The 13,900-nt window shown below is 30.6% G+C and carries 13 protein-coding genes; 2 read left to right on the forward strand and 11 right to left on the reverse strand.

Features of this window, described 5'->3' with window-relative positions; all coding sequences use genetic code 11:
* Positions 1 to 237 precede the first annotated feature (237 nt).
* From Q0649_RS15375 to hflX, 7 genes are all read right to left on the reverse strand, one after another.
* Complete coding sequence (locus Q0649_RS15375; RefSeq protein ID WP_298843982.1) at positions 238 to 978, reverse strand: YebC/PmpR family DNA-binding transcriptional regulator; 741 nt, start codon at positions 976 to 978, stop codon at positions 238 to 240.
* Between the two features lie 151 nt (positions 979 to 1,129).
* On the reverse strand, positions 1,130 to 1,813 hold the full coding sequence (locus tag Q0649_RS15380) for a YigZ family protein (RefSeq protein WP_298843985.1): 684 nt from the start codon (positions 1,811 to 1,813) through the stop codon (positions 1,130 to 1,132).
* Positions 1,814 to 1,870: 57 nt separating this feature from the next.
* The gene (locus Q0649_RS15385) at positions 1,871 to 2,536 is read right to left on the reverse strand and encodes a HEAT repeat domain-containing protein (protein ID WP_298843987.1); all 666 of its coding nucleotides are present in this window, start codon (positions 2,534 to 2,536) and stop codon (positions 1,871 to 1,873) included.
* Positions 2,537 to 2,559: 23 nt separating this feature from the next.
* Positions 2,560 to 3,966: a PLP-dependent aminotransferase family protein gene (locus Q0649_RS15390; RefSeq protein ID WP_298843989.1), complete on the reverse strand. Its 1,407-nt coding sequence runs from the start codon at positions 3,964 to 3,966 to the stop codon at positions 2,560 to 2,562.
* Between the two features lie 26 nt (positions 3,967 to 3,992).
* Positions 3,993 to 4,889, reverse strand: a complete 897-nt coding sequence (locus Q0649_RS15395) for a nucleotidyltransferase domain-containing protein (protein WP_298843992.1) — start codon at positions 4,887 to 4,889, stop codon at positions 3,993 to 3,995.
* A gap of 429 nt (positions 4,890 to 5,318) precedes the next feature.
* On the reverse strand, positions 5,319 to 5,840 hold the full coding sequence (locus Q0649_RS15400; RefSeq protein ID WP_298843995.1) for a hypothetical protein: 522 nt from the start codon (positions 5,838 to 5,840) through the stop codon (positions 5,319 to 5,321).
* A 108-nt stretch (positions 5,841 to 5,948) separates the two neighbouring features.
* A complete protein-coding gene (gene hflX / locus Q0649_RS15405) occupies positions 5,949 to 7,739 on the reverse strand; it encodes a GTPase HflX (RefSeq protein WP_298843998.1) in 1,791 nt (596 codons plus the stop codon).
* A 122-nt stretch (positions 7,740 to 7,861) separates the two neighbouring features.
* Between hflX and hpt the strand changes: the two genes are divergently transcribed.
* The gene (gene hpt / locus Q0649_RS15410) at positions 7,862 to 8,386 is read left to right on the forward strand and encodes a hypoxanthine phosphoribosyltransferase (protein ID WP_298844000.1); all 525 of its coding nucleotides are present in this window, start codon (positions 7,862 to 7,864) and stop codon (positions 8,384 to 8,386) included.
* Between the two features lie 89 nt (positions 8,387 to 8,475).
* On the opposite strand, the gene yunB is transcribed toward hpt, so the two are convergent.
* Positions 8,476 to 9,147 carry a sporulation protein YunB gene (gene yunB, locus Q0649_RS15415; RefSeq protein WP_298844003.1) on the reverse strand — a complete coding sequence of 224 codons (672 nt, stop codon included), beginning with the start codon at positions 9,145 to 9,147 and terminating at the stop codon, positions 8,476 to 8,478.
* A 217-nt stretch (positions 9,148 to 9,364) separates the two neighbouring features.
* On the opposite strand from yunB, the gene Q0649_RS15420 reads away from it, so the two are divergent.
* A complete protein-coding gene (locus Q0649_RS15420; RefSeq protein ID WP_298844006.1) occupies positions 9,365 to 11,824 on the forward strand; it encodes a transglycosylase domain-containing protein in 2,460 nt (819 codons plus the stop codon).
* Positions 11,825 to 11,880: 56 nt separating this feature from the next.
* On the opposite strand, the gene spoVAE is transcribed toward Q0649_RS15420, so the two are convergent.
* From spoVAE to spoVAC, 3 genes are read right to left on the reverse strand one after another with little or no spacing between them, the layout of a single operon-like run.
* On the reverse strand, positions 11,881 to 12,237 hold the full coding sequence (spoVAE, locus tag Q0649_RS15425) for a stage V sporulation protein AE (protein ID WP_298844009.1): 357 nt from the start codon (positions 12,235 to 12,237) through the stop codon (positions 11,881 to 11,883).
* Positions 12,238 to 13,254: a stage V sporulation protein AD gene (spoVAD, locus tag Q0649_RS15430; RefSeq protein ID WP_298844012.1), complete on the reverse strand. Its 1,017-nt coding sequence runs from the start codon at positions 13,252 to 13,254 to the stop codon at positions 12,238 to 12,240.
* A gap of 6 nt (positions 13,255 to 13,260) precedes the next feature.
* On the reverse strand, positions 13,261 to 13,713 hold the full coding sequence (gene spoVAC / locus Q0649_RS15435; protein ID WP_298844014.1) for a stage V sporulation protein AC: 453 nt from the start codon (positions 13,711 to 13,713) through the stop codon (positions 13,261 to 13,263).
* Positions 13,714 to 13,900 lie beyond the last annotated feature (187 nt).

Genomic DNA, 13,900 nt, shown 5'->3' on the forward strand with positions numbered 1-13,900 from the left:
CTATTATTTAATTTCATAATCTAAAGAAAACTAGTATAAATTTATGAAATCGATCACAAATGTTATAAAGAATATAATTTCTTTAAAAAATCATTTTTCAAAAAAAGCACCCTATCATATCGATTAATTATCAATATAATAAGGTGTTCAACTTATAAATTTGTAACTTAATTACATTAGCTAAAGTTATATTACCATTTGAATTTTATGAAAACGCTTACTCAAAATATCAGCACATTAACCTTCGAATTCCTCTGGATACTCTGCATTGTGATACACATCCTGCACATCCTCATCATCCTCAAGTGTATCTATTAAATCCTGGACTTTAGCTGCACCTTCCATGCTAACAGGAGTCATATTATCTGGAATCATTGTAATCTCCGCTGACGCAAATTCAAAACCTGCTTTTTCTAACACTTCTCTTACATGTCCAAATGTTTCCACGCTAGTAATAATTTCAAACATTTCTTTATCTGAAGTAAAATCTTCAGCCCCAGCTTCAAGAGCTATCATCATGATTTCATCCTCTTCCATACCTTCAGTTCTCTCTATAATAATTTGACCTTTTTTAGCAAACATCCAGCTTACACATCCAGCTGCTCCCATATTTCCATGATGTCTGTCAAATGCATGTCTTACCGTCGCAACACTTCTATTCTTTTTATCTGTTAGAGTTACAACAACTACAGCAACACCTTCTGCTCCATATCCTTCATAAACTATTTCTTCGTAGTTTACGCCTTCGAGCTCTCCAGCACCTTTTTTTATTGCTCTAGTTATTGTATCCAGTGGCATATTATTAGACTTAGCCTTTGCAACTACATCTCTAAGATGAGCATTAATTTCTAACTTAGACCCACCATTTTTAGCCGCCATTATTATTTCTTTACCTAATTTCGTAAATACTTTACCTCTTATAACATCAATTTTACCTTTTTTTTGTTGAATATTATGCCATTTTGAATGTCCTGACATTTGAAATCCCCCCCAACTGACTATTTTAATGTGGAATATTTCTAACCAATCTAATAAATAGCAATAACTCTATGAATTAGTTATAAGTACATTACTTTCATATTATATCATAGAAATAAAGCACTTTTCAAATAAATAAGAAATGTATATTTTACTTATCCTTCTCATTTATAAGTACAGCATCTATGATTTCACTATCATATAGTCTATGTTCTAGCTTAAAATACATTTTTTCCTTATCTTCTTCAAACAAAGCTTTTCCTGAAGTAACCTCAGTTAGTTGCGATTTTAATTTTTCTAAATTATCATATTGACATACTATTTCAATTTTTACAATATCTGTATAATCGACATTTTCTATATAAAAGTTATCTTTGGCACAAACATGTTGCAATTTCCCAAGCAAATCATATTCAATTGTTATTTTCAGTGCAACACCTTTAACTTTTTCCACTACACCTCCCTCTTTAATAGCTAATGATGCACCTTTAGAGTATGATCTTGCAAGCCCGCCAGTGCCTAACAAAACCCCTCCAAAATATCTAGTTACTACCACTACTACATCAGTTATGTCACTCTTTTTTAACACTTCAAGCATAGGAATTCCTCCAGTGCCTTGAGGTTCTCCATCATCACTATACCTTTGTATTTGTTTTTTTTCACCAATTATATATGCGTAAACATTGTGCCTTGCTTGTTTATGCTTGTTTTTAATCTTTTGAATAAATTCCTTAGCTTCATCTTCATTTTCGACCCTTTTTCCATGACCAATAAATATGGACTTTTTTTCTTTAAATTCAGCAATTGATTCATCCTTTATAGTAAAATAGCTCATTTCAATTATCCCACCTATGCTTAAATGTTCTAAATTAGATTTAATGTCACCATATTCTCATTTCTCCATTTGCCCCATCAGCAATAAGAAACTCTGCGCAGCATTAATTATGTATTGCTTATCCGTGTTTTCATATATATACTTTATTTTTATAATAGCTTTTTCACTCTTTATTTTACCCAGTGACTTTATTGCATAGCTTATAACTTGTGGATTTTCATCCTCAAGTGCTCTTAGTAATGCACCTTCAGCTCTTAAGTCTCCCAATTTACCCATAGCAGATACTGCCATTCGTCTCACATTTATAAATTTATGCACGGATGCCTTAATTAAAATATTTAAACAAGATTTTTCATTTAATTCCCCTAAAATCCAAACAGCAACCTCTTTGTCCTTAGGATGCATCTCCACATAATTTGTTTTTATTAGTTCTATTAGTTTGTTTTTATTATCTTCATTTATTGAATTTAAAAAATAGATTTTATCTTCTTTCCCAGCTTTAGCAATACTTTTAAAAAGTTCATCAGTATCATTGCTATGCACTAAAAATCTATATTTTATTTTACCATCTATAATGTGTTTTTGTACAATAGAGTTATCCAAATTCCTAATTTTACATATTGCTTCCATCGTTTTCCCCTCCAAAAACAAGAAGTAGGATATTTCCTCATTAGAATATTTATTGATGGATAACCAGTCAATTTCAACTAATCCTTTTTTCAAAAACGTCGCTCCTTACCTTATGATTATTTTTCACTTAATATTTCTGAGATAATCTTAATTCCTTCTTCAATTTCAGGCTTTTTTATTTCCGAAAAACTAAGCCGGAAATAATTATTCCCTTGTTTAGCATTTTTATAAAATAGTACTCCTGGTGTAATTAAAACCTTCTTATTCATACACCTATAAAAGAGTTCCATTGAATTAGTTTTTAGCTCAGTAGCTATTTTAAAATAAAAATGTATCCCCCCACCAGGCGTATAATAACTAACCTTGTCACCTAAATATTTTTCTATACATTGCAACATAAAATTGTATTTATCCATATATGCCATATTTAGGCGACCTATGTGTTCTTTCCAAAGGTCCTTATTTATATATAAATCTAAAGCACGTTGCATAAGACTAGATGTTGATATGTCTGTATTAATTTTTGAATTTTGAATATACTCCTTACATTTTTGTGGCGATATCATGTATCCAAGTCTTATTCCCGGTAAAAATATTTTTGAAAAGCTCTTTATATAAATAACTTTGTCATTTACATCTAAGCTCTTAAAACTATTATATTCCTTATTATCATATATTAGTTCAGATAAATAATCATCTTCCACTATATAAAAATCATATGATTCTGCCAGTTCTAATATTTTCACCTTTTTTTCCAAACTATATGTAGCCCCTGTTGGATTTTGAAAATAACTCATCGCATAAAAACATTTGATTCTATTCTTTTTTAATATTGCTTCAAATTGGAGTAAATCTACACCATCTTCTAATATATCAACTTCAAATATATTAGCTCTTCTCCATTTAAAAACCGTAAGCGCACCACCATACGTTGGTTTTTCTACAATTACATTGTCATGAACATTAATTATAGATTTAGAAACTATATCAATTCCCTGTTGTGCACCTGATAGTATCAATATATCTTCGCTACTAACCTTATTATTCCAAAAGAAAGTACTTATACTGTTTCTAAGTCCCTCATACCCTAATGATTCCTTATACGCAAAAGCCTCCGTACCATCTCTATCTAATACCTCATTTAGCACATCTTTAAATACCGTTACAGGAAAAAATTCACTACTTGTTATTTCTCCTGTAAAGTCCACATAATTTTTCAGATTTTGATTTGATATTTTTTTTAATGTATTGGAGTACTCCTTCTTAAACTTAATATTTGTGTCTCTTCTTTTAGCATAAGTGCCACTTCCCATCTTTTGATATGCATACCCCTCAGCTTCAAGTTTTTTATAGGCGCTTACAATGGTAACATCATTAACTTTCAATATTTTAGCTAGTTTTCTTATTGAAAGTAATTTTTCACCATCATCAATATTATTTTCATCAATTAATCTTTTTATATGCTTTGATATTTCTAGATACTTAGGCATGTCGCTGCTAAATTCAATCTCATATCTATACATATTTTCACCTACTTATTTCAAAAATATTAAACGAAATAAACATTTTGTTTAATTAATATATTATCCTTATTTATCTTAAAATCTCTACTTTCTTTTTTTATAATGTCTCTTTTCCATAATTTATTAAGAACTTCTTCCATATCTATATCAAATTCTTTAAACAAATCATCCGACATAATTTCTTCTGCACTTACAAACCTATCTTGTTGTCTCATATAGTTCAAAAGTAAATTGCAATTATCTTTAATATTTAAGTCTATATTTTGTTCTAAAAATGTCATTGTTTCTTGAATAGTCTCTTTTATGTTTGATTTTTCAAAAAACAATTTATCAACGCATTGTTTGAACTCTTCATCTAAATTAAGAGCCATAGTCATAACATCCTTGCTAATCATATATCCAGACGAATTTACAAATAACTTTGAGTACTTTTCTATACATCTTGTAGCTGAGCTGTAAGATGTATATATAGCGTCACTCCATAAATATTTTTTACAAACTCCCATTTCTTTTAATAATTTTCCTAAAAAGCTCATACCCCAACGTTCTCTATCAACATCTGGGAAAAGTCTACCCCCATCATACCTTACAGTTATGTCCATATCTTTTGAAAATATTAACCTTGAGGACGAGAAAATTCTATGTAAATATCCGCCCTTTATATTATTAGAGTAAACTTGAATAAATTTTTCCTTGCCCATTAATTTAACATGAACTGAAATACCCTCCTCCTGTGAATATAAGTTTCTAATTTTATCATAATTTTCATCAACAATTACGATGAAATCAATATCTGATTCTTCCCATAAATCACCAGTTACCATACTTCCAAAAACCATTACTGATAAAACGGATTCATCGATTTTCATCCTATCAATAACGCTATTAAAAGCCTTCTGATATTGCAAAATAGTTTTTATCATTCTCTTCCCCCATAATTTTTTATATACTTATATTTTATTAACGCCTTTAAAATATTTTATGCAACAATTTCAAATTTATATTTTATATTTTATATTTTTATTATAAAAATAATGAATATATCATTAATACATATATAATTAATTGTTGCAAAGGTATCTTTATTCATAATGAAATCTTACTTAAATTCTTATATTATTCCTTTATCGTTAATTATAGCACTACATTTTTCAAAACTACAAATATTCGATTTCAGATTATTATTAGCAAGACATATTTTCTTAATGAGATTATATTTAGAACTATTATAAAATTTTTCAACTTTATATTTAAAATTCCATATTTGAAATTAAAAACAAAGATTTAATAAAAAAAGCAAAGAGAAGCAATTTAATTTTAATTAAACTAATTCCCTTCACTCCCATAAAAAATTATTTACAGTCATATTTTGATAAATCTAGCATATTATCTACTTTGCATCTTAATACTTTAATTACATCTGAAGATATTTCATCAACACTATTTGTTAAATTTAGAGCATTTTTAATTTTTGAACTACGACCAAAATTTGTATTCGTCAAACTAACTGCAGTAGCAGAAAAATCAAGTGATGAAAGTGATAAAGTATATAACGTATCTAGCAATGGCTTTACATCATTTTCAAAATAAGCTTTTGCTTTAAAATCTAGTGGTAATCTATCTAACTCAAATCTTAAAATGTTTATGTCTACTACTTTATCTGTCAATAATTTAATACAAGAATTAGCAGAAGTATCTGTTGTACTCGCTATGGACTGACTAGCAGTAGAACCAGCACCCTCATTGAGGTTTCCAATCTGTTTGTTCATATCATCTATAATTTGTTGTTGTATTTGTTGATATTTTATACTATCACTAATTGCCCTTTTGTCTTGTTCTTTTTCATTATCTGAATTTGATTTTTTTTCTCCCATATATACCCCTACATTCTTTAATAGCTGTTATGACTAATATTAAATTATATAAGATACATTTAGACTTTATTACACTTATGAAAAATTTTTATTAAATAGACAATAAAACTAATCTATAATATATTTTTGGCATTTATTATAAACCTCATTGTCTCCTTGTACTGACATAAGTGTTCCTTCCTCATTGTATTCTTCTGAATCAACCTTAGAACCCCTATGTAAATATGCAACCATTGACTGATCAGTGTATGGAATAAGCACATTAAACTTTTTCAAAGTATAAGGAAGTTCTTTACAAACGTCTATTAATAATCCTTCAAGATTTGTACCATTTTTAGCTGATATTTCTATACACTTTAATTCTTTATATTTTTCTTTGATTTTTATAATATTTTCCGGTGTTGCTTTATCAATTTTATTTAACACCAATATCACTGGTTTGTCAATTACACTTAATTCTGTTAATACACTATCTACAGCCTCAATTTGTAACTCTGCAGTTTCAGATGATACATCCACTACATGTAGCAACAAATCAGAGTATACCACTTCTTCAAGTGTTGACTTAAATGCTTCAACTAAGTCATGAGGTAGTTTTCTTATAAACCCTACGGTATCTGTTACTGCTGCCACTCTATTATCAGGTAATAATAAAGCCCTTGTTGTTACATCAAGTGTTGCAAAGAGCATATCTGCTTCAAACACTTTGTCCTTTTGAGCAATACTTTTTAATGCTGCTAAATCACATAATGCATTTCTAAGCGTCGATTTACCAGAATTAGTATATCCTACTAACGACACTTTTGATATGCTATCACGACTTCTCTTTTCCCTTTGTACACTTCTAGTTGTTCTTATTTTTGCTAATTCTTTATTTAAATCAAAAATACCTTCTCTTATTCGCCTCTTATCAATTTCTAGCTTTTTCTCTCCTGGCCCTCTTGTACCAATTCCGGCACCCGTCCTTGAAAGCATTGTCCCAAGTCCAGTTAATCTTGGTAATCTATATTTTAATTGTGCAAGTTCAACTTGAATTTTTGCTTCCCTTGTTCTCGCTCTTCGTGCAAATATCTCTAAAATTAGGGTAGTTCTATCTATCACCTTACACCCAAGAACTTCTTCCAAGTTTCTAACTTGAGATCCTGATAATTCATCATCAAATATAACTAGATTGGCTCGTAAAGATTGCCTAATACCAGCTATTTCTTCAGCTTTCCCTCTGCCTATATACAAGGCTGCATCTATTTTATGTCTATTTTGAAGTATAGCATCTACAGTCTCTACATTACATGCTCTTGCAAGCTCTGTTAGTTCTGATAAATCTTCTTCACTCCCTATTCCAACCAAAATAGCTCGTTCTGTATCATCCTCAATAACTTCACTTGTTTTCATTAATTTTTCAATATATTTAACTTTATCTAAAATATCATATTCAATTACTTCGTTTAAATTTATTGGGCCAACTTCTTCTTCTATTAATATACCGTTATCTATTCCACAAAAACCTATATTATATTTTAAATTTTCCTTATCCTGATTTACTCCAATAGCCACTATACAATCTAGTTTCAATTTTACAAGTGCTGACATATCTAAAGCCGATAATCTAGAGTTGCCATTTGGATGAGTATGTATTATTTTAACCCCTGATAAACGGCCTTCTCTTATATCAATTATTGGCAGTTCCACTGTACTACTGTCGCCAATTGCCATACTTAAAATCTTACCCTTTCTATCTATAGCTGCACTAATTTCTCTATCTAGATTTTGTGTTACTTCAACTAATATATCTACTAATTCAACAGACAAAATACAATCTTTAGAAACACTTAATTCACAAGCATCTTCTAATTTATTTAAAATTGAATTTTTAACTCCATCTATATTTCCATATACCATCTTACATCACTCCATTCTATTAATATTTTAACTAATTTCTTTATTCTTATACTTGACAACTTTCTTATAATTTTATACTATTGAGAGCATATTGTAAATATGTAAAGAGGGCGGGATTAACATTGGAAAATAAAAAAATAAATATTCTTATATCAAAAGATCAAATTAGTGAAAGAATTGAGCAACTTGGTGCTGAAATTTCCAAAGATTATTTCGGAAAAAATTTATATGTTCTATCATTGCTTAGAGGTAGCTTTATATATACTGCAGACCTTGTACGCCAAATCACTGTACCAACGAAAATCGGATTTATGACAACTTCAAGCTATGAGAATGCTGAAGAATCACTAGGACTCGTTAACATTGTAAATGATGTACCTGACAATATTTCTGGATTTGATGTATTAATAGTTGATGATATTGTTGATACTGGTTTAACTATGAGTTTCGTTATGGAGCATGTTAAATCTTTAGGTGCTGCAAGTGTTAAAACTTGTGTTCTCTTAAATAAAATAGAAAGAAGAACTGTTGAAATAGCCCCTGATTACTGCTGCTTTGATATTCCAGATCTTTTCGTAGTTGGTTATGGATTAAATTATGGAGACTACTATAGAAATATTCCATACATATTTAATTGGGAAGATTAATTTAAATCACCGTATTTAAATGCCCTAAAACTACATAAAAGTATAAAAAACAAAGTACCGTTAAACGAACTTTGTTTTTTATACTTTTATTACTTACTATTTTCTAGTTTAGACCCAGTTCCATTTAAATCTAATTGTACTGCAGTATTAGGTGTTTTACCAACTATGATAGTTTCAGCAATTGGTACCTCATTAGTTACCTCAATATCATTACTTTTCAAAGGTATAATTACTCTAACTGTAGTTTTTACTTTAACATATATCTTGTGTCTTGTTTGGTTTATACCTGCACTTTCAAACTCAGATGAATATTTAGTTTCTACTTGTCCTATCGGCTGCATTTTGATTGTAACACTAGGTCCGTAGTAAGATAGAATATTATTTCTTGTTATGTATCCTATTGGAACTTTGATTCCTACATCTCCCAATTTCATCAATTCCTTTTGTGACTTTAAAGCAACATCGCAAGCTATTTTATTCATTTTCAAAGTATCTGCCTTAAGCATTACAATATTTCCCACAGAATCTTTATCCGCCTTTATTATCTCATCATAATTAAATTGATTCGAGTATTCATCTATAATTGCTTTATTTACAATCTCTGTTGCCTTTGCTCTCATTTCTGAATCAGCCACTGCCATTATGGTTGGCATTGAAATCTTATCAAAAATATATATGAATATCACAAAATTTATCATAATTATGGATATAATTATTAATATTCTACCTTTAATTTTATTATTAATATTCATTACCCCCATCTAAGGTTATATATTATTATATGTGGCTTATCTACAGTAAAGAATTCAAATATATTACAAAATACAATATTTTACATTACTTTATATTTAAATAAATAAGATAATTATATGGTATAATATTAAAAGCTAATTATACTTAAACAACGTGAATTTTTAGAGGTTACGATAAAATTTGATAGTTTTTATCTGCTTCATAAAAATACAAGGAGGATACTCAATGGATAAAAAAGAAGCTTCTCAGAAAAAGAAAAAAAAAGCTGGGAAGCATGTTTTTAAAAAGCTCGCTTTTGCCATTCTAATTATAGTCTTAATAGTCAGTGTAGCCATGGGAGGCGTAGTCTTAGCTATGATTAAGACAGCTCCCAGTTTAGATATTAATGAATTTTTAAAACTAGATGAAATTACAGTATTATTAGATGATTCTGGAAAACTTATGGATGAATATGTGATTTCGCAACGAAGGATTAATCTACCTATTAGCGATGTCCCAGTTAATCTTCAAGAAGCATTTATAAGTATTGAAGATTCTAGATTTGAAACGCATCCAGGTATTGATATAAAAAGGCTAACTGGGTCCATATTAAATGATCTGAAAATTAAACTAACTGGAAGCGGACAAAGTCTTCAAGGTGCTTCAACCATAACTCAACAGTTGGTCAAGTATAGAATATTTTTAGAAGATTCTATGGAAAACAGAACTTCTATGAAAAGAAAAGTTCAAGAAATTTATTTGTCACTAAAGATAGAGAAAGTTTTGACTAAATCCCAAATTTTAGAGACCTACATGAATACTATTTTTCTAGGAGGGAATGCACACGGTATAGAAGCTGCGTCACAACAATATTTTAATAAATCTGTTAAAAACTTAACCTTAAAACAATCTGCTTTTATAGCTAGTGCAGCACAGAACCCTAGTGTTTCATACTCTATGGCAATTAAATCTTATAAGGCTAAAACAGCTTTTAATTCAAATAGAACCAAAGCCGTCTTAGATAATATGTATAAATATAATAAAATTAGCAAGGCACAATTTGACTCAGCTATGGCTGAAGAATTAACTTTTAGTTTTTCACAAAAGGATGCAAATAAAATGAACTATGAGTACTTCTCTATGCCTGCTCTCCTTCAAGTTACTAATGATTTAATGAAAAAGTATAATATTAGCAAAACAGAAGCATCTTCAATGCTAATGTATGATGGAGTGAAAATTTATACAACCATGGATAGAAATTTACAAAACACATCACAAAACTTAATTAATGCTCCTATGAATTCTTCGCAAGCAAACCTACAAGCATCATGTGTTATCATGGATTATCATACAGGTGAAGTTAAAACTATTATAGGTGGACGTAATGTTAAAGTCCCTATGTCTTATAATAGAGCTACTTCTACAGCATCAAAAGATTTCTTGAGGGCTCCTGGATCAAGTATCAAGCCTTTGACTGTATATAGTCCAGCTATTGATACAAAAGCAGCTACAGCTTCTACAGTTATTGAAGATTCACCTATACCGTCTCCTGGATATAATCCTAGTAATGACGATTATAAATATAAAGGATATTTAACTCTACGTGATTGTTTAATGTATTCTGTCAACGTTGCTGCTGTGAAAATTGAGAATATAATTGGTATTAAAACTGGGGTTTCTTATGGTGAAAAGTTTGGATTGAAACTTGATAGTGTAGATATCAATAGTCCCGCTGCTATTACCCTTGGTCAATTAGATGGTGGAACTAACCCTCTTACTATGGCAGCTGCTTATGGTGTTTTTGGAAATAGCGGTAATCTTACTCCTCCAAGATTATACACTAAAGTAGTTGATAGAACTGGTAAAGTTCTGCTTGATACAAACCCTGAAACAACACCTGTTTTATCACCTCAAAGTGCATATATAATGTATGATTTATTAAAAGGACCTGTAAGCTCACTTGGTACTGGTCCAAATGCTGTTTTTAGCGACATGCCTGTTCGTGGTAAAACTGGTACTACTTCCAATTCAAAAGATCTATGGTTTGTTGGTTTAACTCCATATTACTCTGGTGCAGTTTGGATTGGAACAGATAAAGCAGATAAAATCGTGGGATTGAATAGTAATGACGCTGCGCAGTTATGGGGGAAAGTTATGAAAGCAGCTCATACTTCTCTTCCAGTAAAGAACATTGAAATGCCCTCTGGTATATCCACCGTGTCCGTATCAAAGGATTCAGGCAATATACCTACAGCGTTAACTAATGCAGACCCAAGGGGTGATAGAGTCTATTCTGAACTGTTTATTGATGGGACCGAGCCAACAGCCCTTGATAGTATCCATGTTTCTGCTAAAGTCACAAAAGACACAAACGGCAAATATGTCTTAGCATCAAAATATACACCTATTTGGAAAATTGAAACAAGAGTTTTTATAAAGAGAGATTATGTACCTAATGTATATTTAGAGGACTCTGTTTTTGTATTACCAACAGCTGTTGATAACTTTTCAGTTCCAATTGTTAATCCTTCAGTTGTTACTCCAAGTATCCCACCAACTACTCCTGAAACAACAGCTCCTACTACCATTCCTCAGACTAACGGAGAAAATAGCACTACAGATGGCGCTGCCCAAGTTAAACCAGATACACCTAATAATACTCCTACTACTAATAAGAATAATGACACCACTACCACTACACCCTAAACAAAATAAAAAGCAGTTATTAAAATATTTTGTATTTTAATAACTGCTTTTTATTTTTATTTAGTCTTAGGATTAAAAATTAATGCCATAATATAGCCGAAAAAAATTGCAGCAGTAATACCACCAGCTGTACCCTTTATGCCTCCCGTAAATGCACCTATAAGACCAACCTCATCTACTTCTTTCATTACACTTTTAGCCAAACTATATCCAAAACCAGGTAGAGGTATACTCCCCCCCGCTTTCCCATATTCAATTACTACATCATATATATTAAATGCTCCTAATATTACACCACTCGTTACAAATACAACTAATATTCTAGCAGGAGTTAGTTTAGTTGTATCCATAAGTATTTGTCCTATAACACATATAATCCCCCCAACTATAAAAGACATAATGTAATTATTCATTTATTCACCCCCAAACTCTATTGAAACGGCATGCGCAATTCCTGGTATTGTTTCACCTTGCAAAGACGAAGTAGGATTTAAAAGAGCACCAGTTGAAACTAACAATATCCTTTTAAATTTTCCCTTTATCATATTTTTAAGTAGATATCCTGTTGCAACTACTGCGGAACAACCACATCCACTACCCCCAGCGTTAGTTCCTTGTTTATTTTCATCAAAAATTTCTTCACCACAGTCAATATAATGACCTTTCATATCATACTTATATTCAAGCAATAATTTTTCTGTAAATTTTCTTCCTATAATACCTAAATCTCCAGTAGCAATGATATCATAATCTGAAGGTTTCCTCCCAGTGTCCATAAAATGCTGTTTAATAGTATCCACTGCTGCTGGAGCCATTGCAACACCCATATTATTTACATCAGTTATTCCGTAGTCCTTAACTTTTCCAGTTGTAACGTGAGTAACATATGGGAATTTACCTTTTTTCCCTAAAACCATAGCACCTGCACCTGTAACCGTCCATTGAGCTGTTGGTGCTCTTTGACTTCCCATTTCAAGTGGTAATCTAAATTGTCTTTCCGCAGAAGAAAAATGTGATGAGGTAGCTGCTACAACATAATTTGCAAGTCCCCCCTCCATTATCATTGAACCAACACTTAAAGATTCAGCCATAGTTGAACAAGCTCCGTAAAGACCTATGAACGGTATATTTAAATCTCTAGCAGCAAAACAAGAGGATGATAACTGATTTAATAAATCACCAGCTAATAAATAATTGATATCCTTTTCTTTTAACTTTGCTTTTTTTATGCTCTCTGATATCGCAGTATACAAAAGACTTGTTTCAGCTTTTTCAAAACTCTCAGTTCCATTGAGATCGTCTTCTATAATTTTATCAAAATACTCTCTTAATGGACCCTGTCCTTCTTTAGGACCAACTATATTGTATGTACCGATAATTCTAGGTTTACTTTCAAGCTCTACTGTCTGAAGGCCAATTCTTCTTCCCATTTTGCGTCACCACCTTAAAAAATAATATAAAATACCTACAATTACAGATGAACCAATTCCATAAACCAAAACAGGTCCTGCAATAGTAAACATTTTAGCTGCTACCCCAAAAACAAAACCCTCTTTTTTAAATTCCATTGCAGGTGAGACTATAGAATTTGCAAATCCAGTAATCGGTACGACAGAACCTGCTCCTGCAAAATCACCTAACTTGTCATATACACCAATTCCTGTAAGCACAGCACCTAAAAATACCATAACTATCGAAACATAAGTCCCTACATCATCTTTTGGAATACCAATTTTCGAAAAAATATCACTTATAAATTGTCCAATTACACATATTAATCCTCCAACCCAAAAGGCATTAAAGCAGTGTATTAATAAATTAGGTTTTGGAATATTATTGGAATTAAGTTTATCAAATTTTTTTCTAATTATTTTTTCTTCTACCTTCATAATGCTCCTCCTTTTAACCTTGAAAGTTGTTATCAATTTGTTTTGTAATTTAAATATAATAGTCTAATCCTTAATTATAGTATTTGCATTAATATATTTTTTAGTCAAAAAAAGATATAACTAAAGATAAAGAAGGGGCTGTCTCAAAATGGTTAAAAAATCATTTGAAGAGATAGCCTCTTTTCCT

Source organism: uncultured Clostridium sp., from assembly GCF_937920395.1.
GTDB lineage: Bacteria > Bacillota > Clostridia > Clostridiales > Clostridiaceae > Clostridium_AD.